The 24,573-nt window shown below is 62.5% G+C and carries 21 protein-coding genes; 11 read left to right on the forward strand and 10 right to left on the reverse strand.

Features of this window, described 5'->3' with window-relative positions; translation table 11 throughout:
• Positions 1–67: 67 nt before the first annotated feature.
• Together ABRP30_RS18940 and ABRP30_RS18945 are read right to left on the reverse strand one after the other, a co-directional pair.
• Positions 68–1,090: an AraC family transcriptional regulator gene (locus ABRP30_RS18940; RefSeq protein WP_267817286.1), complete on the reverse strand. Its 1,023-nt coding sequence runs from the start codon at positions 1,088–1,090 to the stop codon at positions 68–70.
• A 38-nt stretch (positions 1,091–1,128) separates the two neighbouring features.
• Positions 1,129–1,992, reverse strand: coding sequence for a LysR substrate-binding domain-containing protein (locus ABRP30_RS18945; protein ID WP_241807005.1), 864 nt, complete (start codon positions 1,990–1,992; stop codon positions 1,129–1,131).
• A 112-nt stretch (positions 1,993–2,104) separates the two neighbouring features.
• Between ABRP30_RS18945 and ABRP30_RS18950 the strand changes: the two genes are divergently transcribed.
• Both ABRP30_RS18950 and phnX read left to right on the forward strand, forming a co-directional pair.
• Positions 2,105–3,211: a 2-aminoethylphosphonate--pyruvate transaminase gene (locus ABRP30_RS18950; protein ID WP_349976335.1), complete on the forward strand. Its 1,107-nt coding sequence runs from the start codon at positions 2,105–2,107 to the stop codon at positions 3,209–3,211.
• 34 nt (positions 3,212–3,245) lie between these two features.
• The gene (gene phnX / locus ABRP30_RS18955; RefSeq protein ID WP_349976334.1) at positions 3,246–4,073 is read left to right on the forward strand and encodes a phosphonoacetaldehyde hydrolase; all 828 of its coding nucleotides are present in this window, start codon (positions 3,246–3,248) and stop codon (positions 4,071–4,073) included.
• A 108-nt stretch (positions 4,074–4,181) separates the two neighbouring features.
• Here phnX and ABRP30_RS18960 read toward each other — a convergent pair whose 3' ends face one another.
• A complete protein-coding gene (locus tag ABRP30_RS18960; protein ID WP_349976333.1) occupies positions 4,182–4,742 on the reverse strand; it encodes an NADPH-dependent FMN reductase in 561 nt (186 codons plus the stop codon).
• A 156-nt stretch (positions 4,743–4,898) separates the two neighbouring features.
• Here ABRP30_RS18960 and ABRP30_RS18965 point away from each other — a divergent pair, with 156 nt between their 5' ends.
• Positions 4,899–5,117: a hypothetical protein gene (locus ABRP30_RS18965; protein WP_241807009.1), complete on the forward strand. Its 219-nt coding sequence runs from the start codon at positions 4,899–4,901 to the stop codon at positions 5,115–5,117.
• On the opposite strand, the gene ABRP30_RS18970 is transcribed toward ABRP30_RS18965, so the two are convergent.
• The 4 genes from ABRP30_RS18970 to ABRP30_RS18985 all read right to left on the reverse strand — a co-directional run bounded on the left by ABRP30_RS18970 (position 5,101) and on the right by ABRP30_RS18985 (position 9,553).
• Entirely contained in the window at positions 5,101–7,350 is a 2,250-nt protein-coding gene (locus ABRP30_RS18970; RefSeq protein WP_349976332.1) for an Orn/Lys/Arg decarboxylase N-terminal domain-containing protein, read from the reverse strand. The genes ABRP30_RS18965 and ABRP30_RS18970 overlap by 17 nt on opposite strands.
• Positions 7,351–7,509: 159 nt before the next feature.
• Positions 7,510–8,268 (reverse strand): DNA polymerase III subunit epsilon, encoded by a 759-nt coding sequence (dnaQ, locus tag ABRP30_RS18975; protein ID WP_241807011.1) that lies wholly within the window; start codon positions 8,266–8,268, stop codon positions 7,510–7,512.
• Between the two features lie 51 nt (positions 8,269–8,319).
• Positions 8,320–8,766: a ribonuclease HI gene (rnhA, locus tag ABRP30_RS18980; RefSeq protein WP_012315304.1), complete on the reverse strand. Its 447-nt coding sequence runs from the start codon at positions 8,764–8,766 to the stop codon at positions 8,320–8,322.
• A 13-nt stretch (positions 8,767–8,779) separates the two neighbouring features.
• Positions 8,780–9,553, reverse strand: coding sequence for a class I SAM-dependent methyltransferase (locus ABRP30_RS18985; RefSeq protein WP_241807012.1), 774 nt, complete (start codon positions 9,551–9,553; stop codon positions 8,780–8,782).
• A gap of 86 nt (positions 9,554–9,639) precedes the next feature.
• Between ABRP30_RS18985 and gloB the strand changes: the two genes are divergently transcribed.
• The 8 genes from gloB (at position 9,640) to ABRP30_RS19025 (ending at position 19,907) form a co-directional block, all read left to right on the forward strand.
• Positions 9,640–10,419, forward strand: a complete 780-nt coding sequence (gloB, locus tag ABRP30_RS18990; protein ID WP_267817369.1) for a hydroxyacylglutathione hydrolase — start codon at positions 9,640–9,642, stop codon at positions 10,417–10,419.
• A gap of 100 nt (positions 10,420–10,519) precedes the next feature.
• Positions 10,520–11,941, forward strand: coding sequence for a transglycosylase SLT domain-containing protein (locus tag ABRP30_RS18995; protein ID WP_349976331.1), 1,422 nt, complete (start codon positions 10,520–10,522; stop codon positions 11,939–11,941).
• A gap of 119 nt (positions 11,942–12,060) precedes the next feature.
• On the forward strand, positions 12,061–13,890 hold the full coding sequence (locus tag ABRP30_RS19000; RefSeq protein ID WP_349976330.1) for an extracellular solute-binding protein: 1,830 nt from the start codon (positions 12,061–12,063) through the stop codon (positions 13,888–13,890).
• On the forward strand, positions 13,887–15,722 hold the full coding sequence (locus ABRP30_RS19005; RefSeq protein ID WP_349976329.1) for an extracellular solute-binding protein: 1,836 nt from the start codon (positions 13,887–13,889) through the stop codon (positions 15,720–15,722). The genes ABRP30_RS19000 and ABRP30_RS19005 overlap by 4 nt, the downstream gene beginning before the upstream one ends.
• Before the next feature lies 1 nt (position 15,723).
• Positions 15,724–16,797 carry a microcin C ABC transporter permease YejB gene (locus tag ABRP30_RS19010; protein WP_039603181.1) on the forward strand — a complete coding sequence of 358 codons (1,074 nt, stop codon included), beginning with the start codon at positions 15,724–15,726 and terminating at the stop codon, positions 16,795–16,797.
• Between the two features lies 1 nt (position 16,798).
• Positions 16,799–17,818 carry an ABC transporter permease gene (locus tag ABRP30_RS19015; protein WP_241807017.1) on the forward strand — a complete coding sequence of 340 codons (1,020 nt, stop codon included), beginning with the start codon at positions 16,799–16,801 and terminating at the stop codon, positions 17,816–17,818.
• 1 nt (position 17,819) lies between these two features.
• On the forward strand, positions 17,820–19,430 hold the full coding sequence (locus ABRP30_RS19020) for an ABC transporter ATP-binding protein (RefSeq protein WP_349976328.1): 1,611 nt from the start codon (positions 17,820–17,822) through the stop codon (positions 19,428–19,430).
• 90 nt (positions 19,431–19,520) lie between these two features.
• Positions 19,521–19,907 carry a c-type cytochrome gene (locus tag ABRP30_RS19025; RefSeq protein WP_349976327.1) on the forward strand — a complete coding sequence of 129 codons (387 nt, stop codon included), beginning with the start codon at positions 19,521–19,523 and terminating at the stop codon, positions 19,905–19,907.
• Between the two features lie 251 nt (positions 19,908–20,158).
• On the opposite strand, the gene ABRP30_RS19030 is transcribed toward ABRP30_RS19025, so the two are convergent.
• The 3 genes from ABRP30_RS19030 to ABRP30_RS19040 all read right to left on the reverse strand — a co-directional run bounded on the left by ABRP30_RS19030 (position 20,159) and on the right by ABRP30_RS19040 (position 24,546).
• Positions 20,159–22,351 (reverse strand): TonB-dependent siderophore receptor, encoded by a 2,193-nt coding sequence (locus tag ABRP30_RS19030; protein ID WP_349976326.1) that lies wholly within the window; start codon positions 22,349–22,351, stop codon positions 20,159–20,161.
• Positions 22,352–22,552: 201 nt separating this feature from the next.
• Complete coding sequence (locus ABRP30_RS19035; protein WP_267817383.1) at positions 22,553–23,905, reverse strand: MFS transporter; 1,353 nt, start codon at positions 23,903–23,905, stop codon at positions 22,553–22,555.
• A gap of 134 nt (positions 23,906–24,039) precedes the next feature.
• Positions 24,040–24,546 (reverse strand): methyl-accepting chemotaxis protein, encoded by a 507-nt coding sequence (locus ABRP30_RS19040; RefSeq protein WP_277818278.1) that lies wholly within the window; start codon positions 24,544–24,546, stop codon positions 24,040–24,042.
• Positions 24,547–24,573: the final 27 nt, after the last annotated feature.

Here is a 24,573-nt window from a genome sequence, read left to right on the forward strand (position 1 = left end):
ACCGGCACTGGGCAAGGCATGAGGAAATACCACCGTAGCCACCGCCTGAGGTCGCAGTGGCGCCCTTTCAGCCTGCCGCGCCCCGAGCCAGGATCAGCGCACGGTAATGCCCGGGGTTGCAGCCGAACCACTTGCGAAACGCCTTGTAGAACGAACTGCCGTCGGCAAAACCAAGGCGCTCGGCGATTTCCCCCATGGGCGCTTCGGCCTGGCTCAACCAGGCGATGGCCAGCTCACGCCGGACGCTGTCCTTGAGTACCTGGTAGCTCTGCCCCTCCTCCGCCAGTCTACGGCGCAAGGTTGACGGCGACAGGCACAAATCCCGTGCCAGGGCGTCGGCATCCGGCCAATGGGACGGGTCCAGTTGCAGCAGGTCGCTGCGGATGCGCCACGCCAGGCTGGCCGGATCACGGTACTTGACCAGGATGTTGCCAGGCGCTTCGGCCAGAAAGCGCTGCAGGTCCTCGGGGCTGCGGCGCAGTGGCACGTCAAGGCAATCGGCACTGATGATCATGCGGGTGCGCGGCCGCTCGAACTGCAGGTTCTGCGAGAACATCACCCGGTAATCGTCGCAGTACGGCGGCTCGGCACAGCGCAGCTCGATGGCCAGGATGGCAATGCGTCGCCCGGCCAGCCAGCAGGCCACGCCATGCACGATCATCCAGAAGGTGAAATAGGTGAACGCCCGCCGTGGGAGGTCGCGCGGCTCATTGATGACAATCTCGGCCAGGCCCTGCTGGCGCACCAGGCTCGGCTGCAGGTCCTCGAGCATCAGCGAAAGAAACGCCAGCGCGGTTTCCAGGCCCTCGCCCAAGGTTGGCTGAGCCATGCTTGCCCGGCACAGGAACGCCAGGCTGCCGCTGCGCAGGCCGCGCGGGTCCATGGCAAAGAATTCATCGTTGCAGCGCCGCGCCAGCAACCGCCAGAGCCGGGCATAGGCCTGGGCACTGACCCGTGCATCCGGGGCCTGCAACTGCCCGGCGTCGATACCGGCACGGGCCAGCAGCGGCGCATCCGGCTCACCCGCCGGGCAGGTCTGCAACAAGGCCTCACGCACCAGTTGCATGGAAATGGTGTCTTTCTCGCTCATCTGCAGTCCATCAGGTTATGCCGGCATCTCGGCCCGGCTCAAAGGCTGGCCGCCAGGCCCAGGAATGCCTGGATCAAGCGTAACTCACGGCGCCGCTCCAGGCAGCCAACCATGTGCTGGTTGACCAGGCCCTGGCCGCCTAACGGTCGCGCCACCACCCGGGGGTCGTTGGCCACTTCGGTAGACGACACCACGCCGATGCCCAGTTGCGATGCGACTGCCTCGGTGACCGCCTCACGGCTGTCCAGCTCCAGCTGCACCCGGGGCTGCACGCCAGCTGTAGCGCAGGCCTTGTCGAAGGTGCGCCGGGTAGTGGAGCTGGGTTCGCGCAGCACCATGATCTGCTGGTGCAGCTCGGCCAAGGCCAGGTCACCCTCGCCCCCAGCCCAGGCGTGCCCTGCTGGCAACAACGCACACAAGCGGGATTGGCACAGGCTCTGAAGATACAGGCCCTTGCGTGGCTCGATCTCTGTCAGCACCGCCACATCGGCATGCTCGGACAACAGGGCAGCCAGCGTCTCCTGAGCGTTACCCAGACGCAGATTGACCGTAATGCCGGGGTAGCGCTCGCGTAACTGCGCCAGCATGGGCATGACCCGGTGCGGGCCATCGGCAGCCACCTCCAGGCGCCCGGTCAGCAGTTGCCGGTTGGCTTCGAGCATGGCCTGTGCCTCTTCAGCCAGGCCGAACATGGCCCGGGTGATGGCCGCCAGCCGCGTGCCCTCCTCGGTCAATTCCACGCGCCGCGCCGTGCGCCGCAGCAAGGTGATCTGGTAGTGCTCCTCCAGAGCCTTGACGTGCCCGGTCACTGCCGGCTGGCTGATGAACAGGCGCTCGGCAGCACGGGTAAAGCTGCCCTCACGGGCCACTGCATCGAAGGCACGCAGCTGAAACAGGTTCATATTTATCGGCCTGACTTATAGCTGGGATAACAACAAACAATTTGATTGATGGAAGCGCGAATTGCAACCTAGGCCTCGTAGTTTCAGCCCACCGCTTGCGAGGAATAACGGAATGAGCAACGCCCCTATTCTGCTGACCCCAGGTCCCCTGACCACATCACTGCGCACCCGCCAAGCGATGCTGGTGGACTGGGGCTCCTGGGACCGCGACTTCAATCAGTTGACTGCCAGTGTCTGCGAGCAACTGCTGGCAATCATCGACGGCGCCGCCAGCCACCACTGCGTCCCCCTGCAAGGCAGTGGCACCTTTGCCGTGGAAGCGGCCATCGGCACCCTGGTGCCACGCGATGGCAAGGTCCTGGTGCTGATCAATGGGGCTTATGGCCAGCGCCTGGCGAAGATCTGCAACGTGCTGGGCCGCACCTACAGCACCTTCGAAAGCGCCGAAGACCAACCGACCACCGCCGCCGATGTCGACCGCCTGCTGGCTGCCGACCCCGCCGTGACCCATGTGGCGTTGATCCACTGCGAAACCAGCACCGGCATCCTCAACCCGCTGCCCGAGATCGCCCAGGTGATCCAACGCCACGGCAAGCGCCTGATCATCGATGCCATGAGCTCGTTCGGCGCGCTACCCATCGATGCCCGCGAAATCCCTTTCGAAGCGCTGATCGCCGCCTCCGGCAAGTGCCTGGAAGGCGTACCCGGCATGGGCTTCGTCTTCGCCGAAAAAGCCGCCCTGGCCGCTGCCGAGGGCAATGCCCATTCGCTGGCCATGGACCTGCACGACCAGCACGCCTACATGGCCAAGACCGGCCAATGGCGCTTTACCCCACCCACTCATGTGGTCGCGGCCCTGCACGAAGCCCTGCAGCAATACAACGAGGAAGGCGGCCTGCCGGCGCGCCACCGACGCTACGCCGACAACTGCAAGACCCTGCTCGACGGCATGGCCGCCATCGGCCTGCGCAGCTTCCTGCCCGCCGATATCCAGGCGCCGATCATCGTCACGTTCCACGCACCGAACGATGCCCGCTACCAGTTCAAGGACTTCTACGAGCGGGTCAAGGCCAAGGGCTTCATCCTCTACCCGGGCAAGCTGACCCAGGTCGAAACCTTCCGCGTCGGCTGCATCGGCGTGGTCGGTGCCGATGGCATGCAGGCCGCCGTGAATGCCGTGGCCGACGTGCTGCGGGAAATGGAAGTGCTGGACATCTGACCCTTTGCCCACCCGAATTCAGGAATTAGCGCACATGAACTACAACAACCCCACCCAGCTGCAAGCCGCCATCCTCGACTGGGCCGGCACCGTGGTCGATTTCGGCTCGTTCGCCCCCACACAGATCTTTGTCGAAGCCTTTGCCGAGTTCGACGTGCAGGTGTCCATCGAGGAAGCGCGCGGCCCTATGGGCATGGGCAAGTGGGACCACATTCGCACGCTGTGCGACGTGCCGGAAATTGCCGAGCGCTATCGCAACGTGTTCGGCCGCACGCCGACCGACGATGACGTCACCGCCATCTATAACCGCTTCATGCCGCTGCAGATCGAGAAGATCGCCGTGCATTCGGCGCTGATCCACGGCGCTCTGGACACCCTCACCGGCCTGCGCCAGGACGGCTTGAAAATCGGCTCCTGCTCGGGCTACCCGAAAGTGGTGATGGACAAGGTCGTCGAACTGGCGGCACGCAACGGCTATGTCGCCGACCATGTGGTGGCCACCGACGAAACCCCCAATGGCCGCCCCTGGCCGGCACAGGCACTGGCCAATGTGATTGCCTTGGGCATTGATGATGTGGCGGCCTGCGTCAAGGTCGACGACACCGTGCCGGGCATCCTCGAAGGGCGCCGTGCCGGCATGTGGACCGTGGCACTGGTGTGCTCGGGCAACGCGCTCGGGCTGACCTGGGAAGGGTACCAGGCGCTGAGCGCCGAGAAGCTGGAAAGTGAACGCAAGCGAATTCATGAGATGTTCGCAGCGTCACGCCCGCACTACCTGATCGATACCATCAATGACCTGCCCGAGGTGGTCGCCGATATCAACCGGCGGTTGGCCAAGGGGGAGATGCCGCAGACGTTCTGACCGGTGTTCGTTGCTGCTTTCGTCGGCGCCCCGGCTCCCATGACGGCCCCGCTGTTTCATCAACGATGGGGTATCTGTGAGAGCCGGCGTGCCGGCGACAGGGCCGGCTCAGACTGCCCTGTTCAGCTTCACCCAGGAGGCGAACTTATCGATGAAGCCCTGCAGGAAGGGCCGGGTCTTGTCATTGAGCTTGCCACTGTCCTCGAAGAGGCTGGCCGCCCCTCCGATATAAGCTTCGGGCATCTGCATGCAGGGCATGTCGAGAAACACCAGCGACTGCCGCACGGCATGGTTGGCGCCGAACCCGCCAATGGCCCCGGGCGACACGCTCACCACTGCCGCAGGTTTGCCACTCCAGGCGCTTTGCCCATAGGGACGCGAACCCACATCGATGGCATTTTTCAGGCAGCCCGGTATGGAGCGGTTGTACTCCGGAGTGACGAACAGCACCGCGTCGCTGTGCCGGATCTCATCGCGAAAGCGCTTCCACGGCTCAGGCACACCCGCAGCCTCGACATCCTCGTTGTACATGGGCAGATCGCCGATTTCGACGATTTTCAGGGAGAGACTGGACGGTGCCAGCTCTGAAAGGGCACGGGCCACCTTGCGGTTGTACGATTCCTTGCGCAAGCTGCCGACGACGACCGCTACCGAATACACCTGGCTCATGGCGATTTTCAACCTTTGCTGGGGTAAGAGACGTTGTAGTTATAGATGACCATCGCCCGGCGCTAAGGTTTTTTTCCTCCGGCAGAAAACTTCCAGGTACCATCCACGGTCTATTCCTGCAGACATTTCCCACGTAATTCAGAGGTTTTCACCTAAATGGCAGCAGTAATGGTCGGCCAATTCCACGCCCGAGACGCCGAAGGCCGTATCTACCCCGTGCACGAGTTCCAAGAGTCCACCCTGCAGGCTGACGGCAGCGCACTGGGCGCGCCGGTTACCACCTATCGCCTGGCCATCGGCGATCGCGTCAACCACTTGGGTGAAGACCGCTTTGAACTGGTCCAGACCGGCGTCGAGATCATTCGCATCCCTTGACGCAATCGACCGTATAGCTTCCCGACTCATTCTGCAGGCCGTGAACATCGGCGACGAAACCGGGAAAATCGCTGTTGAAGGCGCGGGCAAACGCCAGGTAGTCGAGGATCGGGCGGGTCGCTTCGGTGAACCGTTCCCCCGGCATGATCAGGGGTATGCCTGGAGGGTATGGCACCAGCATGACTGCCGAAACGCGGCCGAGCAATGCCTCGATCGGCACCGCTTCCACCTCACCGCGCACCATATGGTCGTAGGCTTGGGCCGGGCTGAGGGCGACTTCCGGCAAGCGTCCGAACAAGCCTTTGAGCTGCTTGGCCGTGGCATTGACCCGATAGCATTGATGCAGCTGGCGGCACAGGTCGCGCAGCCCGAGGCCGTGGTAGCGTGCGGTGTCGACTGCAACGATGCTCGGCAGGCACTGGCTTAGCGGGGTATTGCCATCGTGATGGCGTTTGAACTCCAGCAACTCGGTCAGCAGTGTGCTCCACTTGCCCTTGGTGATGCCCATCGAGAACAGCACCAGGAAGCTGTAAAGGCCGGTCTTCTCCACCACCAACCCGCGTTCCCATAGAAACTTGCTGACCACTGCCGCCGGGATGCCCTGCTCGTCCAACACACCGTCGGCTCGCAACCCCGGCATCACCAAGGTGACCTTCAGTGGGTCGAGCAACACATAATCGCCCGCCAGTTCGCCAAAGCCATGCCACTGCGCGCCGGGTTGCAGCAGCCAGTCCTGCGCCGCGAGCTGGTCGATACCCTCAGCCCCCGGCGGCTGCCAGATGCTGAACCACCAATCGGGGGCAGGCATATGTGCATGCAAGTTGGCCAGGGCGCGACGAAAGCTCAGTGCCTCGTCAAACATCTCTTGCAGCAGCGAGCGCCCTGCAGGCCCCTCCATCATGGTCGAAGCCACATCCAGAGAAGCGAGGATGCTGTATTGCGGTGAGGTGGAGATATGCATCATGAAGGCTTCATTGAAGCGATCACGGTCCAGCTGGCGCTGGGCGCCGTCCTGCACATGGATCATCGACGCCTGGCTGAAGGCAGCCAGCAGTTTGTGCGTGGAGTGCGTGCTGAACACCAACGGGCTGCCCTCGGTGCAGGCCGTACCCATCGCATAGCGCCCGGTGAAAAACTCATGGAACGCGGCGTAGGCGAACCAGGCTTCATCGAAGTGCAGCACCTCGGCGTTGCTACCCAGAGCCTGCTTGATCAGCCCGGCGTGGTAGCACAGCCCGTCATAGGTTGAATTGGTCACCACCGCCAGTTTGATGCGTGGTTCGCGCCCTTTGGCCAAAGGGTTGGCGCGCACCTTGGCCTGGATCGACTCAGCGCTGAATTCGCTGAGCGGGATCGGCCCGATGATCCCAAGCTCATTGCGCTCCGGGGACAGGTAAATGGGAATGGCGCCCGTCATGATGATGGCGTGGACCACCGACTTGTGGCAGTTACGGTCGACCAGCACCAGGTCATCACGGCCGACCATGGCATGCCAGACGATCTTGTTGGCGGTGGAGGTGCCATTGATCACGAAGAAGGTATGGTCGGCGCGAAAATTGCGCGCCGCCCTGGCTTCAGCCGCTGCCAAAGGTCCCGTGTGATCGAGCAGCGAGCCCAGTTCTGGCACCGAGACGGACAAGTCCGAACGCAGGGTATTTTCGCCGAAGAATTGATGGAAAGCTTGACCCACCGGGCTTTTGCGATAGGCCACGCCACCGCCATGGCCGGGCGTGTGCCAGGAATAATTGGACTGCGCAGTGTGCTGTACCAGGGCCTTGAAGAACGGCGGCAGCAAGCCGTCGAGGTAGTTGTGGGCAGCACGTGCTACCTGGCGGGCGAGGAATGGCACGGTGTCCTCGAACAGGTAAAGGATGCCGCGCAGCTGGTTGAGCTCGCTCATCGCTTCAGCGGGAGCGTTCTCCAAGGTGACCTGTTCGCCCAGGGCGAAGATTGGCAGGTCAGGCGCACGCTGGCGGGCCAGGCGGATCAATTCGGCCATGTTCTGCAGCAGGTGGGTGTTTTCGCCAACACCTTCGGCGGCGATCAGCATGCAGGCCAGCCCATGATGAGTGGCAGCGACCAGGCGCGCTTCGGCATTGTCTGCGGCGGCAAGAATGGCGAAGCCGTCCTGGCGCAGTTCCTCGGCTATCCCCCGCACGCGCTCGCCGGCTACGCTGTCGGCCTTGATGGCGCGGTGGACGATGAGGATGGGGAACTTGAGGTCCTTGTACATCAGGCTGCTACCTCCGAAGGACAGAGCGTCTCTCACAGGGTAGTAGAGCCTGGTGTTGTCAGTGCGGCCCTGTCGCAGGCACGCCGTTTCCTGTACGGGCCTGCAGTTCAGTAAAGAGCCTGTGGGCTTACCGGCGACAAGGCCATGGCAGGCCCAGCATCAACCGGCTGGCGTTTCGGTCAATGCCTGCCACATCGACGGCCCGCCCGCCGATTTGGCGATCGCCGCCAACCGCTCTGCATGCGCCTCCAGCTCCTCGGCACTGGCCATGATCACCCGCCCAGGCGCACGCCCGGTGATCCGGCGGATCTCGCTGCCACCACTGCCCTGCCCTTCAGCGTCACCGTCAGCCCCATTGCCAGCCAGCGAAAGGCTGGTCTGGCCACCGGTCATCGCCAGGTAGACGTCGGCCAACAACTCCGAGTCAAGCAACGCGCCGTGCAGTTCACGGCCGGAGTTGTCGATGTCGTAACGCTTGCACAGCGCGTCGAGGCTGTTGCGCTGCCCCGGGTGCCGGGCCCGGGCCAGCAACAGGGTGTCGAGGATGGTGCAATGCTGCGAGATGTCGGCACGGTCACGCTGGCCGAGCAGGGCGAACTCGTTATTGATGAAACCGACGTCGAACGCGGCGTTATGGATGACCAGCGTGGCACCCTGAATGAATTCGAAGAATTCCTCGGCTACATCGCCGAAGCGCGGCTTGCCGACCAAAAAAGCGTCGGTGATGCCGTGGACGTTGATCGCGCCCTCGTCACTCTCGCGGTCCGGTTGCAGATAGACGTGGAAGTGCCGACCGGTCAGGCGCCGGCCAATGACCTCGACGCAGCCGATCTCGATGATCCGGTGGCCTTCACTGACCGGCATGCCGGTGGTTTCAGTATCGAGAATGACCAGGCGTTTATCTTGCTGCTGCTCCACGCGGGGCGCTCCAACTTGCATCAGTTACAAAGCTGGGGATTGTACCCCAGCTCAACGTTTGGCGCGTACCTCGTCGACGCCACGGTTGGCCAACTGGTCAGCGCGCTCGTTGCCGGGGTGGCCGATGTGCCCGCGCACCCACTTCCAGGTGACCTTGTGGCGGTTGACCTGCTCATCGAGCTGCTGCCACAGGTCGGCATTCTTCACTGGCTCTTTCGCGGCCGTCTTCCAGCCGCGTTTCTTCCAGTTGACCATCCACTCGTTGATGCCCTTCATCACGTATTGCGAGTCGGTGGTCAACACCACCTCGCATTCGCGCTTGAGCGCCATCAAGCCCTGGATCGCGGCCATCAGTTCCATGCGGTTGTTGGTGGTTTCGCGCTCGCCGCCCCACAGCTCCTTTTCGACGCCCTTGTAGATCAACAGGACGCCCCAGCCACCAGGGCCAGGGTTGCCCTTGCAGGCACCATCGGTATACAACTCGACGCTATCGCTCATGTACCACTCATGTTCAGTGCTTTTCGGTATCCGGGCTGACCGCGGTGCGGTTGACCTTGGCCAGGGGCAACGGCAGCAGCTTGCCCATCGGCTCGCGGCGCTCCTGGCGCAGCGGCCTCAGGCCGACCACCATCTTGCGCGCTACCAGCAGGTAAACCCCGCCACCGGAGCTCTGCCAACCGCCCGCCACCCGTTCCCAGCCCGCCAGGCGTTGTTGCCAAGCCGGTGAGGCAAGCGGCGGACGATAGCACCCGAAGCGGCGTTTCTCCAGCGCGAAGCCCAGCAGGTTGAGCCAGTCACCCACCCGTGACGGCGAGATGCAGCGGGCCTTGCGCAGCGCGCCGTGGCTGAAGAAGTGGCGTATGCCCCAGCTGCTCCAGGGGTTGATGCCGACGATCAGCAGATGGCCACCGGGGCGTACGGCACTGGCGGCTTCGCGCAGCAAACCATGGGGCGACAGGCAGAAGTCCAGGCCGTGTTGCAGCACCACCACGTCGGCGGCGTGCTCGCTCAAGGGCCAGGCCTGCTCTTCACAGACGATCTCCACCCCCGGCAACGGCGCGCCCAGGCGCACGTTGCGCTGGACCTGAGGGGCGCTGGGCGGTGCCTCGGCGCAGGGGCCATAATGCACCAGGTAACCACCGAAGAAGCGCCCGAGCTCCTCCTCCAGCAATTTTTCCTCTTCTTTGAGCATCAGCTGGCCGAGCGGGCCGTGGAACCAGTCACGGGCCAGGCTGATCAGCTCGACCCAGGCCGGGTCGGCCTGGGCAAAGGGTTGGTCGGTCATTTGCGCTCTCCCTCGAAGGTTCTCGCACCGCGCCATCGCGGCTAAGATGCCCTCATGTGCCACGCTTGGCGATACGGATCCACACCATGATACAGATCGATGCGCTCCCCGCTTTCTCCGACAACTACATCTGGTTGTTACAGGATACTGCCAAACGCCGCTGCGCGGTGGTCGATCCTGGCGATGCCGGACCGGTGCAGGCCTGGCTGGCCGCCCATCCTGACTGGCTGCTGGAGGATATCCTGATCACCCACCACCACAATGACCACGTCGGCGGAGTCGAGCAGCTGAAAGCGCTGACCGGTGCGCGCGTCTGCGGCCCCGCCAACGAGCGCATCCCGTGCCGCGACCTTGCATTGGACGAGGGTGACAGGGTGACCGTGCTGGGCGTGACCTTCCAGGTCCTGGCAGTGCCGGGGCACACGCTGGGCCATATTGCCTTCTTCAGCGACCAGCCCGCGACGCCGGTGCTGTTCAGCGGCGACACGCTGTTCGCCGCCGGCTGCGGGCGGATGTTCGAGGGCACGCCAGAGCAGATGCAGCCCGCCCTCGCCAGGTTGGCCGCGCTGCCGGAGCGTACCGAGGTGTACTGCGCCCACGAGTACACCCTGAGCAATTTGCGCTTCGCCAAGGCCGTCGAGCCGCAAAACCCGCACGTTCTGCAACGTTTCGATGATGTTACCCGGCTGCGGGCCGACAATCGCATCACATTGCCATCAACCATCGGCCTGGAACGGCTGACTAACCCTTTTTTACGTACCGCTGAAACATTAGTTAAACAAAAAGCTGACGAATGGAAGGGACATTCAAACGCCACGCATGTCGCTGTTTTTGCTGCCTTGAGGTCTTGGAAGGACACCTTCTGATAACCTGAAGATATATCGCAACATGCGCTGCAAGGTTGACCCGGCGGGATGCGGTTTCTAGAATCGCCGAAATTTTTTGCCCGGATACCCGTCCCCGCCGATGTCTTCCCCAAGCCGCAGAACCGCTCATTCAGTCGCCCTGACGCGCCTGGCCCAAATCAGTGCGCTGGCGCTGGCCGCCACCCTGGTGGGTTGCCAGAGCACCCGTCAGCTCGACGAATCCGATAGCGTTCGCGCGCACAGCTACCAGGCGCGGATCAAACACAAACCCGCTCCCCTCGCGGTCAAACCAGCCGAGCAGGCGCCCCAGGATGTGTGGGAGCGCATGCGCCAGGGCTTCGCCCTGCAAGACACCATCGACGTCAACCCGCGCATCGAGCAGCAGCGGCTGTGGTTTGCCAGCAACCCCTCGTTCCTGGAAAACGCCGGTGAGCGCGGCAGCCTGTACCTGCACTACATCGTCGAGCGCCTGGAAGAACGCGACATGCCGCTGGAGCTGGCCCTGTTGCCGGCGATCGAAAGCGCCTACAATCCCATGGCCTACTCGCGCGCCCATGCTGCAGGCATGTGGCAGTTCATCCCCTCCACGGGGCGCCACTTCAACCTGCGCCAGACCAATTTCTACGATGGTCGCCGCGACATCACCGCATCGACCAATGCCGCGCTGGACTACCTGAGCCGCCTGCACGACATGTTCAACGGCGACTGGTTGCTGGCGCTGGCCGCCTATAACGCCGGCGAAGGCACCGTCAGCCGGGCGATCGAGCGCAACGAGAAACTCGGCCTGCCAACCGATTACTGGAACCTGCCCCTGCCGCAGGAAACACGCGACTACGTGCCCAAACTGCTGGCCCTGTCGCAGGTGGTGCTGACCCCCGAAGCCTACGGCGTGAATCTCAACCCGATCGCCAACGAGCCCTACTTCGAAGCCGTCGCCATCAATGACCGCCTGGACCTGTCGCGGGTTGCCGCCTTCGCCAACATAGACGAAGACGAACTGATCCAGCTCAACCCGGCTTTCAAGAAGCGCATGACCGTGGATGGGCCCAAGCAATTGCTGGTGCCGACGGCCAAGGCGCAACTGCTGTCCGACAGCCTGTCCAACCTCAAGCCTGAACAACTGATCAGCCTGCAGCCGAACAAGGCCGTGTTCGCTCGCGCCGTGGCTGAAGCCAAGGCGCCTGCCAGCGCCCGCAGCTACCGCGTGAAGCGCGGCGACAGCCTGAGCACCATTGCAAGGGCCAACCGGGTTTCGGTCAAGGATATCCAGCGCTGGAACAAGCTCCCGGGTAGCCGGGTAAAGGCCGGCCAGGTGCTGGCGCTGCGTGGCGGGAGTGCGGCGGGCAGCCGGGTGGCGGCATCCTCCAAGCGCTCTACCCAGTACAAGGTCCGCAAAGGCGACTCACTGTATCTGGTGGCGAAACGGTTCAACGTCGAGATGAAGCACCTCAAGCGCTGGAATCCGCGCAGCGGGCATGCCCTCAAGCCAGGCCAGACCTTGACCGTCTACCTGGGGCACTGATCTGAATCGGGGCTGCTTGGCAGCCCCTCGATCTCCTTCCCGCCACACCCTTTTTCCAACCCCGCCAAGCTGTTACTGTAGCCCGACCAAAGCCCAACGCCTCTGGATCGGATGCCGACTTGATACGTCCCCTCCTGCTGTCACTCAGCCTGGCCTTGAGCTTTCCCGCAGCCGCGATGGTGAGCGAAAGCCACGGATACGCGCAGTTCGGCACGCTCAAGTACCCAGCGACATTCACCCATTTCGACTGGGTCAACCCGCAAGCGCCCAAGGGCGGCACCTTGCGTGCTATGGCATTGGGTACGTTCGATACGCTCAACGCCTATACCTTCAAGGGTTCAAGCCCAGTCACAACGCCGAACTTCCTGCAGTACGGGGTCAACGAGCTCAACGAAACGCTGATGGTCGGCACCGGCATGTACGACCCTTCCGGCGACGAACCCACTTCCAGTTACGGCCTCATCGCCCGCTCGGTGGAGTACAGCGAGGACCGTAGCTGGGTGGTGTTCAACCTGCGCCCGCAAGCGCGCTGGCATGACGGCAAACCGATCACCTCGGCCGACGTCGCCTTCTCTTATTACGCACTGCTAAAAGGCGGCCATCCGATCTACCGCACCAATCTGCAGGAAGTGCAGCGCGTGGATATCCTGGGCCCGTTGCGCATCCGCTTCGTGTTCAAGCGCGCTGGCAACCCACTGCTGATCCTGCGCCTGGGCGAGATGCCGGTGCTGCCCAAACACTACTGGCAAGGCCGCGATTTCAAGGCCACCACCTTCGAGCCGCCTCTGGGCAGTGGCCCCTACCGCATCACCCAGGTGCAGCCCGGCAGGCGCCTGGTGTTCGAGCGGGTGAAGAATTACTGGGGCAAGGACCTTGCGGTGAACCGCGGCAAGTACAATTTCAACCGCGTCGAATACGAGTTCTATCGGGACGCCACAGTCGCGTTCGAAGCCTTCAAGGCCGGCGAATTCGACATCTATATCGAGCATCAGGCAAAGAACTGGGCCAACGGCTACAACTTCCCGGCACTGCGCCGTGGCGAGGTGATAAAGGCCCAGATCCCGCACCGCATCCCGACCCAGACCCAGGGGTTGTTCATGAACACCCGCCGGCCCACCTTCAGCGACGCCAGGGTACGCCAGGCGCTGGGCCTGATGCTCGACTTCCAATGGACCAACCGCGCCCTTTTCAGCAGCGCCTACCGCCGCTCGACCAGCTACTACCCCAATAGCGAGTTTGCCGCCAGCGGCTTGCCCACGGGCAAGGAGTGGCTGCTGCTGGCGCCGTTCCGTGACCAATTGCCGGAAAAGCTGTTCACCCAACCCTATCAGGTCAGCCACACCGATGGCCGCGGCATCAACCGCCAGACCCTGCGCCAGGCGCTGAGCCTGCTCGGCGACGCCGGCTGGAAGCTCGACGGCCAGCGCCTGGTCGACGCACACGGGCAGCAGCTGCGCATGGAACTGCTGCTGGTGAATCCCAACCTCGAACGCATCTTGCAGCCCTATGTCGAAAACCTGGCGAGCATCGGCATCGATGCGCGCTTGCGCACCGTGGACCGTGCCCAGTACAAACAACGCCTGGACCAGTTCGACTTCGACATGATTCTGATGACCCTGAGTCAGACCTTGAGCCCCGGCCTGGAACAGTGGTTGTACTTCCATTCCAGCCAGGCTGCGACCAAGGGCAGCAAGAATTACGCGGGGGTCAGGGATCCTGTGGTCGATCACCTGCTCGATACCCTGCTCGCCGCACGCACCCGCGATGACCAGGTCGCCGCCGCCCGCGCCCTGGACCGCGTGCTTTCCTGGCAGTACTACATGATCCCCAACTGGTATCTCGACAATCACCGCCTGGCCTACCGCAACCGGTTCGGTTTCGTCACCACACCGCCCTATACCCTCGGGCTGAATACCTGGTGGCTAAAGACTTCGGAGAAAGCCCAATGATGCCAACGTACCGCCTGCGCCAACTGGCAGGCAGCCTGCTGCTCGCCTGCCTGAGCCTGCCGGCCATGGCCGCGCCGCAACACGCACTGACCCTTTATGATGAAGCGCCGAAATACCCGGCCGACTTCAAGCACTTCGACTACGTCAACCCCGAAGCGCCCAAGGGCGGCACCTTCCGCCAGTCCAGCTTCGGTGGTTTCGACAGCCTCAATCCCTTCATCAACAAAGGTGTGGCCGCCGAAAACGTCGGTGCCATCTACGACACCTTGATGCGCCAGAGCCTGGACGAGCCCTTTACCGAGTACGGCCTGGTTGCCGGCAAGATCGAAAAGGCCCCGGACAACAGCTGGGTGCGCTTCTACCTGCGCCCCGAGGCACGCTTCCACGACGGCCACCCGATGCGCGCCGAAGACGTGGTATTCACCTTCAACGCCCTGATCAAGGACGGCGCACCGCTGTACCGCCAGTACTATGGCGATGTCGCCCAAGTCGTCGCCGAAGACCCGCTGCGTGTGCTGTTCACGTTCAAGCACAAGAACAACCGCGAGTTGCCGCTGATCCTCGGCCAGTTGCCGGTACTGCCCAAGCACTGGTACGAAGGCCGCGAATTCAACCGCGGCAACCTGGAAATCCCGCTCGGCAGCGGCCCGTACAAGATCACCGAGGTCAAGCCCGGCCGCTCGATCCGCTACGAGCGGGTCAAGGACTACTGGGCCAAGGACCTGCCGCTCAACCGCGGCCAGTTCAACTTCGACGCCATGACCTTCGACTCCTACCGCGACAACACCGTCGCACTGGAAGCACTCAAGGCTGGCCAGTTCGACTATGGCCTGGAAACCAGCGCGAAAAACTGGGCCACCGCCTACAACGTTCCCGCTGTACGCGATGGCCGCCTGATCAAGGAAGAGCTGCCCAACGGCAACCCCACCGGCATGCAAGGGTTCATTTTCAACCTGCGTAAACCGCTGTTCCAGGACATCCGCGTGCGCCAGGCGCTGAGCCTGCTGCTGGACTTCGAGTGGACCAACAAGCAGTTGTTCAACGGCGCCTACACCCGCACCGGCAGCTACTTCGAAAACTCCGAAATGGCCGCCCGGGGCCTGCCCTCGCCTGCCGAGCTGAAGATACTCGAGCCGCTGCGCGGCAAGGTCCCCGAACAGGTGTTCAGCGAAGTCTTCCACAACCCGGTCACCGACGGCAGCGGCATGATCCGCGAACAGCAGCGCCAGGCTTACAAATTGCTGATGGACGCTGGCTGGAAGATCGTCGACGACAAGATGGTCGACAAGAACGGCAAGCCAGTGTCCATCGAGTTTCTGCTGGCCCAGACAGAATTCGAGCGCATCCTGCTGCCGTTCAAACGCAACCTGGCCGACCTTGGCATCGACTTGAACATCCGCCGCGTCGACGTCTCGCAATACATCACCCGCCTGCGCTCACGTGACTTCGACATGATCGTCAGTGGCTTTGCGCAGTCCAACTCCCCAGGCAACGAGCAGCGCGAGTTCTGGTCCAGTGCGGCGGCTGACAACCCCGGCAGCCGCAACTTCATCGGCCTGCGTGACCCGGCCATCGACCAGCTGGTCGAAGCACTGATCAACGCCGACTCCCGGCAAAGCCTGATCGACCACTCCCGCGCCCTGGACCGGGTGCTGCTATGGGGCTACTACGTGATCCCCAACTGGCACATCAAGACCTGGCGCGTGGCCTACTGGAACCACATCGGCCACCCCGATGTTTCACCCAAGTACGACATCGGCATCGACACCTGGTGGATCAAGCCTGACGTGACGCCAGCCGTGTCCGAAACGCCCGCTCAAGAGGCCAACTGACATGCTGGCCTACATCCTGCGTCGTCTGCTGCTGATCATCCCGACCCTGTTCGGCATCCTGGTCATCAACTTCATCATCGTCCAAGCCGCCCCCGGCGGCCCGGTCGAACAGATGATCGCCAAGCTCGAAGGCTTCGAGGGCGCCACCAGCCGGATCGCCGGCGGTGGCGCCGAGGTCTCCGTGGCCGGCTCCAACTACCGCGGCGCCCAGGGCCTCGACCCGGCGCTGATCGCCGAAATCGAGCGTATGTACGGCTTCGACAAGTCGCCCCCCGAGCGTTTATGGATAATGGTCAAGAACTACGCCCAACTGGACTTCGGCGAGAGCTTCTTTCGCGACGCCAAGGTCATCGACCTGATCGCCGAGAAGATGCCGGTGTCGATTTCGCTCGGGCTGTGGAGCACCTTGATCATGTACCTGGTGTCGATCCCCCTGGGCATTGCCAAGGCGGTGCGCCACGGTAGCCACTTCGACGTCTGGACCAGCTCGGCGATCATCGTCGGCTATGCCATCCCGGCGTTCCTGTTCGCCATCTTGCTGATCGTGCTGTTCGCCGGCGGCAGCTACTTCGACTGGTTCCCGCTGCGCGGCCTGACCTCGAACAACTTCGACGAGCTGTCCACGACCGGCAAGGTGCTCGACTACTTCTGGCACCTGGTGCTACCGATCACCGCCCTGGTGATCGGCAACTTCGCCACCATGACCCTGCTGACCAAGAACAGCTTTCTCGACGAGATCAACAAGCAGTACGTGGTCACCGCCAAAGCCAAAGGCCTGAGCCGCTCACGGGTGCTCTACGGCCACGTGTTCCGCAATGCCATGCTGCTGGTGATCGCAGGCTTCCCTTCGGCGTTCATCGGCATCTTCTTCACCGGCTCGCTGCTGATCGAGGTGATCTTCTCCCTCGACGGCCTGGGCCTGATGAGTTTCGAGGCGGCCATCAACCGCGACTACCCGGTGGTGTTCGGCACCCTGTTCATCTTCACCCTGCTCGGGCTGGTGGTGAAACTGATCGGCGACCTCACCTACACCCTGGTCGATCCGCGCATCGACTTCGCCAGCCGGGAGCACTGACATGGCCTTGTCCCCTCTCAACCGTCGGCGCTTCGAGCGCTTCAAGGCCAACCGACGCGGCTGGTGGTCGCTGTGGCTGTTCCTCATCCTGTTCGGCCTGAGCCTGGGTGCCGAGCTGATCGCCAACGACAAACCGATTGCCGTGCGCTACGACGGCGAGTGGTTTTTCCCGGCCTTCAAACGCTACCCGGAAACCACCTTCGGCGGCGAGTTCCCACTGGAGGCCAACTACAAGAGCCCGTATATCCGGGAGCTACTGGCCAAGAAAGACAGCTTCGTGCTGTGGGCCCCGATCCCCTACAGCTACCAGAGCATCAATTACGACCTGCGCGTACCCGCCCCTGCGCCGCCCTCGGCGGACAACTGGCTGGGCACCGACGATCAGGGCCGCGATGTGCTGGCGCGGGTGATCTACGGCTTCCGCATTTCGGTACTGTTCGCCCTCACCCTGACCATCCTCAGCTCCATCATCGGCGTCATCGCCGGTGCCCTGCAGGGTTTCTACGGTGGCTGGGTGGACCTTGCCGGCCAGCGCTTTCTGGAGATCTGGTCCGGCTTGCCGGTGCTGTACCTGCTGATCATCCTTGCCAGCTTCGTACAGCCCAACTTCTGGTGGTTGCTGGGCATCATGCTGCTGTTCTCATGGATGAGCCTGGTTGACGTGGTGCGCGCCGAGTTCCTGCGCGGGCGCAATCTCGAGTACGTGCGTGCCGCCCGTGCCCTGGGCATGCGCAATGGCGCGATCATGTATCGGCACATTCTGCCCAACGCCATGATCTCGACCATGACGTTCATGCCCTTCATCCTCACCGGTGCCATCGGCACCCTCACCGCCCTGGACTTCCTCGGTTTCGGCCTGCCACCGGGCGCGCCGTCGCTGGGCGAACTGGTAGCCCAAGGCAAGTCCAACCTGCAGGCGCCATGGCTGGGCATCAGCGCCTTTGCCGTACTGGCGATCATGCTGAGCCTGCTGGTATTCATCGGCGAATCCGCCCGCGATGCCTTCGACCCGAGGAAGTGAGATGAGTGAACAGAACCTGATCGAAGTGCGCGACCTGGCGGTAGAGTTCGTTACCGGCGAACAGGTCAACCGTGTGGTCGATGGCATCAGCTTCGACATCCGCAAGGGCGAGACCCTGGCGCTGGTCGGCGAGAGCGGTTCGGGCAAGTCCGTTACCGCCCACTCGATTCTGCGCCTGCTGCCCTACCCGCTGGCACGCCACCCCAGTGGCAGCATTGGCTACGAAGGCAAGGACCTGCTGCAGCAAGGTGAGAAGGCCATGCAGAAGATTCGCGGCAACCGCATCGCGATGATCTTCCAGGAGCCGATGACCTCGCTGAACCCGCTGCACTGCATCGAGAAGCAGATCAACGAAATCCTGCTGCTGCACAAGGGCCTCACCGGCAAGCAAGCCACTGCGCGCACGCTGGAGCTGCTTGAACTGGTGGGCATTCCCGAGCCACGCAAACGCCTGAAAGCCCTGCCCCACGAGCTGTCCGGTGGCCAGCGGCAGCGGGTGATGATTGCCATGGCCCTGGCCAATGAGCCGGAGCTGCTGATTGCCGATGAACCCACCACTGCACTCGACGTGACCGTGCAGTTGAAGATTCTGGAACTGCTCAAGGAACTACAGGCGCGGTTGGGCATGGCATTGCTGTTGATCAGCCATGACCTGAACCTGGTCAGGCGCATTGCCCACCGTGTTTGCGTGATGCAGCGCGGACAGATTGTCGAGCAGGCCGATTGCGCAACGCTGTTCAGCGCGCCGCAGCACCACTACACGCAGATGCTGATCAATGCAGAACCCAGCGGGTTGCCGGCGCAAACCGCAGTGGGTGCGCCACTGCTGGAAGTGAACGACCTGAAGGTATGGTTCCCGATCAAGAAAGGCTTGCTGCGCAAGACGGTCGACCACGTGAAGGCCGTGGACGGGATCAACTTCAGCCTGCCCCAGGGGCAGACCCTGGGGATCGTGGGTGAGTCCGGATCGGGCAAGTCGACGCTTGGGCTGGCGATCTTGCGCTTGATTTCCAGCCAAGGGGGCATCCGCTTCCACGGCCAGGCACTGGAAGGCTTGAACCAGCAGCAGGTGCGGCCACTGCGACGCGAGATGCAAGTGGTGTTTCAGGACCCCTTTGGTAGCCTGAGCCCACGTATGTGTGTGGCGGACATCGTTGGCGAGGGGCTGCGGATTCACAAGATTGGTACAGCCGCGGAACAGGAAGCGGCGATTATCGCGGCGCTGGAAGAAGTCGGCCTGGACCCTCGCACCCGCCATCGCTACCCGCATGAGTTTTCGGGCGGGCAACGTCAACGTATCGCCATCGCCCGGGCGCTGGTGCTCAAGCCGGCGTTGATTCTGCTGGACGAACCGACCTCTGCGCTGGACCGTACGGTGCAGCGGCAGGTGGTGGAATTGCTGCGCAACCTGCAGCAGAAGTACAACCTCACCTACCTGTTCATCAGCCATGACCTTGCCGTGGTCAAAGCGTTGAGTCACCAACTGATGGTGATCAAACATGGGCATGTTGTGGAGCAAGGTGAGGCTCAGCAGATCTTCAATTCACCTCAACATGCTTATACGCAGCAACTATTGGAGGCAGCGTTTTTGCGTCATGACAATGAACGGTGACTGCCTGCCAAAACCTGATATTTTTACCAGTATTCAAGAGCAGAGGTAGCGCGTACAACACTCCTGCAGGCAAAAAAATGGAGAGCAGGAATGAAACCTATCATTTGGCTGGTTTTGATCGCCATGAACATACCCGCCGTTGCCGGCGCCGCTGAGGTACCGGTCGGCAACTATGATAAGGGTAAGCTCATATTCGCTTCACGATGTGCGGTATGCCATACCATAGAAAAGGGGCGCGCAAACACAACAGGTCCCAACCTCTATGGTGTCGTAGGCAGCAAAACGGGATTTGCCGAAAACTACGCTTATACTGCGGCCAATAAAAACAAAGGGATAATCTGGAACACCGAAACGCTTTCTGAATATTTGATAAATCCGGGGCAATATATACCGGGAACCAAAATGGTATTTGCAGGATTAAAAAAGGCTCAAGACCGTGCTGACATTATTGAATACTTGAAACAGTTCAAAGATTGATACATAGGGCGAGCGGCTGGGTAAAGGCTGCACGGTCCATGAGCTCCAGTCTCTACGCGTGCGGCTTGAGTCAGCGCTGATCCTGCTGCTGATGCCGACAAAGCGACGCACTCTGCAGCAGGCCTGACGCGTTTTGCCTGGGCTGGCATCGCACCGGCAAACCCCACATCGCGGGACAAGCCCTCCTCCAGCAGCTACGCTAGCGCAGCGCTGGAGGTAGGCCGCTCGTACAGTGGCGCAGGCACACAGGATCAGAAATCAATCGTGCCCGAGAACTTCACCAACCGCGGATCGCCCTGGGTCATGTAGCCACCATTGGCTGAAGCCCAGTAGTTCTTGTCGGTGAGGTTTTCCACGTTCACCCGCAGGGTCAGGTCCTTCTCGGCGACTTTCAGCTTGTAGCGTGCACCGGCATCGAAACGGTTCCAGGTCGGCAGGCTGAGGTCGTTGGCGGCATCGACGTATTGGCCGCCGGTGCGCAGCATCCGGGCATTGAGTGCCAACCCTGGCACCCCCGGCACATCCCAGTCGACACTGGCGTTCAGCTGGAAAGTCGGCACGCCGATGGCGTGGTTGCCGTCATTGGTACCGTTGGCAGTCTTTTTCTGCTCCGACGCCATGCGGGTACCGCCGGCCATCAGGCGCAAACCTTCGATCGGTTCGCCGTAGACACTCAGCTCCAGGCCTTTGTTGACCTGCTCGCCATCGCGAATGTAGGTAGTGCCCTCGGTATAGCCATCGGACGGTTTTTCAATGCGGAACACAGCCAGGTTCGCGCCGTAGGTCTGCTTATCGAGCTTGATACCTGCCTCAAGTTGCTTGGTACGGCCAGGCGGGAACATCTGCCCGGCATTGACAGTGTTCGCCGGCGCCGTCGGGCCCTGGGCCAAGCCTTCGATGCGGTTGGCGTAAACCGAGATGCTGTCGGTGGCCTTGTACACGATCCCATAGACAGGCGTGGTCACGCCCTTTTCATAAGCAGGACCGTTACGGCTTCCGTCATTGGCCGGGTTGGCGACGCCATTGAAAGTGGTACCGTCATAGAAATAGTTTTCGATGCGCAGTTGCTGACGACGCACCCCGTAAGTGAGCAACAGACGGTCATCGAACATGCCCACCGTGTCGGAAATAGCGATGCTGCGGTTGCGGGTCTTGCCGGTCACACCGGGGTCACCCATCTCACCACCGGTGAGGTAGCCGTCGGTTGGCTTGGGCAGCGTGACCTTGTCGTAGATATTGGTATTGCCAGGGACTGGGCGATAAAAGGTGTAGGCGTTTTCCGCCTGCGTCCACAGGGTATTGGCGCCCACGGCAATCTGGTGGCTGAACGGCCCGGTCTGCAGGCGGCCATTGAGGCCGGCGCTGAAGCTGGTGTTGTCTTCGCCGTGGACGATATCCGAACCGGAGAGCGTAGCCGTGCCGCTATTGCCCACCAGCACCGGCGTGCCATAGGTGCCATGCTCGCGGGTATGGCGCGCACCACCCGCCAGATAGGCGGTCCAGCTCTCGTTCAGGTCCCATTCGCCACGAATCATGCCGAAGGTATCTTCCGACTCGCTGTAGCTCCAAGCCTGGCCGTAGTTGTGGCTGGCATCCGGTGCGGTTGGCACCTGGGTGGCGGTGCCTGGGCGCACTGAGTTGCGCAGGTGGTTGATACGCTGCTTCTGGTAACCGAAGTCCGTGGAGATGCGCACCGTGTCGCCGCGGTAGTCCAGGCCGGCAACGATTAGCTTGGTCCGCTGGTCCTGATCGTCAACAGCGGTTTCACCTTCACGCTGGCTGAGGTTCAGCCGCGCGCCAAAGCGGTTGTCTACGCCGAAGCGCTGGCCGATGTCCAGATGCTCGCCGATGCGCCCATCAGCACTGATGTCCTGGGTGTAACGGCGGGTAGGAACATCGCCAGCACGCTTGGGTTGCAAGTTGACGTTACCACCAAGGCCAGTGCCGGTCGGGCTCACACCATTGAGAAACGCATTGGGCCCTTTGAATACTTCAACACGCTCCACACCGTCGGTGGACATGATCTGGCGCGGCAGAATGCCGTAGAGGCCGTTGAATGAGATGTCATCCCCTGCCAGCGGCAGCCCGCGTATCACGAAGACCTTCGACTGGTTGCCGAAGCCGAACGACTCGCGCACGGACGGGTCGTTGGCCAGCACGTCACCGATGTCCTCCGCCTGCTGGTCTTCGATCAGCTTGGAGGTGTAGCTGGTCAGGGTGAACGGGACGTCCATGTTGTCCTGATTGCCCAGCACGCCCATGCTGCCGCCGCGGGCGACCTGGCCACCGGCGAACGCCTCGGGCAGCGCGCCGGGGGTGGGCTTGACGGCGTCGGCGTTGACGTCAGTGGCGTCGAGCTGAATAGGCTCGGCCGCTTGCGCCATCAGCGTTACGGAACAGCAGAGCGCCAGCATGGCTGGGCGCGATGGGAAGCGAGACGCCATCGTACAAATCCTGACAAAGAATTCTGAATTAGAGTGATGGCGTGAATGATAATGCTTCCCAGATATGAGCATCAACCTGAAACAAGGCCAAATGCCATCTATAGGACCAGTGGCATTTCGAGCCGTCACAGCGCGAGCAAGCCACCGATGCCTGGGGTTGGATTGCAGCGCCCGCGCAGACCGCTTTTCAGCTAAAAATACTCAAGCCTGAACAGCCCGGCCCACCGCGGCTTCGCTGTCAGCCACCATCCCCTCCCGCATGCGCTGCGCATCGCGACTGAAACAGCGCGACGCGGCCAACAGAAACACCATGGTCAACATCAGCGCCACCGGTATCAGGTACATCGCGTCGTGCAACCCCTGGGCCTTGAACGCCTCGCTCATCAGTACCTCCCCCGCTGCGTCCATGGCGGCGACGGCGAAATGGTCCGACAGCCCACCGACCACCACCGGCCCCAGGCCACCGCCCAGCAGATAGAGGCCGGCGAAATACAGCGCCATGGCCGTGGCGCGCAAGCGAGGCTGCACCACGTCCTGGATGGCGGTGTACACGCAGGTGTAGAAGTTGTACGAAAACAGCCAGCCCACGCCGAACAGCGCCACGAACAGGCCCAGCTCGATCCGCCCGGCATGCAGCGCCCAGGCGGTGGCCAGCGTGGCGACCAGCATGCTCAACACGGCGAACATCAGCCGGCCGTTGGCAAAGCGCTGATGCACCTTGTCGGCCACCCAGCCACCCAGGGTAAGGCCTACCAGACCGGTCACACCGACAATAACCCCGGTGGCCACTGCGGCTTGTTGCAGTTGCAGCTCGAAGTACCGCTGCAGCATGGGCACCATGAACGAGTTGCAGGCGTACGACGCAAAATTGAACGTAAGGCCTGCGAGCACCAGCCAGGCGAAGGTGGGCACGCTGAGTACGCGGCGCAGGGGCCGGTCCAGTGGCGCCTGGGAGACGGCTACGGTTTCGGCCGCACCGCGTGCGGGTTCGCGGATCAGGAACAGGAACAACGCCAGCACCACACCCGGCACAGCGGCGATGAAGAACGGTGCGCGCCAGCTGCCGAAGGCCTGCACCATGGCGCCAATGGTGAAGAAGGCCAGCAACAGGCCCAGCGGCAGGCCGAGCATGAAGATACCCATCGCCCGTGCCCGCCGCTCGGCAGGGAACAGGTCGCCGATCAGCGAATTGGCGGCAGGCGCATAGCTGGCTTCGCCGATGCCTACCCCCATGCGCACCAGCAGGAAGCTCCAGAAGCTGCCGACCATGCCGTTGACTGCCGTCAGCCCGCTCCACGCCATCAGGCCCCAGCCCATCAGCCGGCTGCGCGAGCCGGTGTCGGCCAGCCGTGCCAGTGGCAGGCCGGCGATGGCATAGACCAGGGTGAAGGCGGTGCCGATCAGGCCGATCTGGAAGTCGCTAAGGTGCCACTCCAGGCGAATCGGTTCGATGATGATGGCGGGTATGGTGCGATCGAAGAAATTGAACAGGTTGGCCAGAAACAGCAGCAACAGGATGCGCCAGGCGTTGTTCGCTTGGATGGCGGTCGGCATCGTCAGGTCCCTCTTTCTTGTTGTTCGGGGCTTCCAGCACGCCACACGAATCTAGAGGGCCAACAGCTGTGCGTCTGCCACCATTGACCGCGCTGATACCGAGCGATGCCCGCTGAACGGTACGCCGGCCCGGCTCAACGCAAATCCTGACTCACTCGCTCTACAGCGTTCACCACACCCGTCGCGCCCTGCAGGATCACGCCAATCGCCTGACCTGCCTGCGAGGCGAGTTGCAGGCTCTGCGTGGCATGACTGCGGCTGGTTTCTATTTCGCCCACGGCCTGGCTGGCGAGGGTCTGGTTATGCGCCACCACCGAGACGATCTCATCGGTAGCGGTGCTGGTGCGCGCCGCCAGCTTTCGCACTTCGTCGGCTACCACGGCAAAGCCCCTGCCCTGCTCGCCGGCGCGGGCCGCTTCGATGGCTGCATTGAGCGCGAGCAGGTTGGTCTGCGCCGCGATGCCGCCGATGGTCTGCACGATCGAGCTGATCAATACCGATTGTTCACCCAGTGCAGTGATCGTCGTGCCGGCCGATTGCAGTTGTTGGGTCATGCCCTGCATGGTCTGCTCCACTTGCTGCACCACCGCCGCGCCCTCGGACGCTCCGCCCACGGTGTCGCGCGACACCTCCAGCGCCATCTGCGCAGCCTGCCTGATGGCCTCTTC

Origin of the sequence: Pseudomonas sp. WHRI 8519 (genome assembly GCF_040224055.2) — a bacterium.
Taxonomy (GTDB): domain Bacteria; phylum Pseudomonadota; class Gammaproteobacteria; order Pseudomonadales; family Pseudomonadaceae; genus Aquipseudomonas; species Aquipseudomonas putida_X.

Coding starts and splice junctions, on each gene's coding strand:
- ABRP30_RS18940 (WP_267817286.1), bottom strand. CDS start 1,090: ATGAGCGAGAAAGACACCATTTCCATGCAACTGGTGCGTGAGGCCTTG.
- ABRP30_RS18945 (WP_241807005.1), bottom strand. CDS start 1,992: ATGAACCTGTTTCAGCTGCGTGCCTTCGATGCAGTGGCCCGTGAGGGC.
- ABRP30_RS18950 (WP_349976335.1), top strand. CDS start 2,105: ATGAGCAACGCCCCTATTCTGCTGACCCCAGGTCCCCTGACCACATCA.
- phnX (WP_349976334.1), top strand. CDS start 3,246: ATGAACTACAACAACCCCACCCAGCTGCAAGCCGCCATCCTCGACTGG.
- ABRP30_RS18960 (WP_349976333.1), bottom strand. CDS start 4,742: ATGAGCCAGGTGTATTCGGTAGCGGTCGTCGTCGGCAGCTTGCGCAAG.
- ABRP30_RS18965 (WP_241807009.1), top strand. CDS start 4,899: ATGGCAGCAGTAATGGTCGGCCAATTCCACGCCCGAGACGCCGAAGGC.
- ABRP30_RS18970 (WP_349976332.1), bottom strand. CDS start 7,350: ATGTACAAGGACCTCAAGTTCCCCATCCTCATCGTCCACCGCGCCATC.
- rnhA (WP_012315304.1), bottom strand. CDS start 8,766: ATGAGCGATAGCGTCGAGTTGTATACCGATGGTGCCTGCAAGGGCAAC.
- ABRP30_RS18985 (WP_241807012.1), bottom strand. CDS start 9,553: ATGACCGACCAACCCTTTGCCCAGGCCGACCCGGCCTGGGTCGAGCTG.
- gloB (WP_267817369.1), top strand. CDS start 9,640: ATGATACAGATCGATGCGCTCCCCGCTTTCTCCGACAACTACATCTGG.
- ABRP30_RS18995 (WP_349976331.1), top strand. CDS start 10,520: ATGTCTTCCCCAAGCCGCAGAACCGCTCATTCAGTCGCCCTGACGCGC.
- ABRP30_RS19005 (WP_349976329.1), top strand. CDS start 13,887: ATGATGCCAACGTACCGCCTGCGCCAACTGGCAGGCAGCCTGCTGCTC.
- ABRP30_RS19010 (WP_039603181.1), top strand. CDS start 15,724: ATGCTGGCCTACATCCTGCGTCGTCTGCTGCTGATCATCCCGACCCTG.
- ABRP30_RS19015 (WP_241807017.1), top strand. CDS start 16,799: ATGGCCTTGTCCCCTCTCAACCGTCGGCGCTTCGAGCGCTTCAAGGCC.
- ABRP30_RS19020 (WP_349976328.1), top strand. CDS start 17,820: ATGAGTGAACAGAACCTGATCGAAGTGCGCGACCTGGCGGTAGAGTTC.
- ABRP30_RS19025 (WP_349976327.1), top strand. CDS start 19,521: ATGAAACCTATCATTTGGCTGGTTTTGATCGCCATGAACATACCCGCC.
- ABRP30_RS19030 (WP_349976326.1), bottom strand. CDS start 22,351: ATGGCGTCTCGCTTCCCATCGCGCCCAGCCATGCTGGCGCTCTGCTGT.
- ABRP30_RS19035 (WP_267817383.1), bottom strand. CDS start 23,905: ATGCCGACCGCCATCCAAGCGAACAACGCCTGGCGCATCCTGTTGCTG.
- ABRP30_RS19040 (WP_277818278.1), bottom strand. CDS start 24,546: ATGGCGCTGGAGGTGTCGCGCGACACCGTGGGCGGAGCGTCCGAGGGC.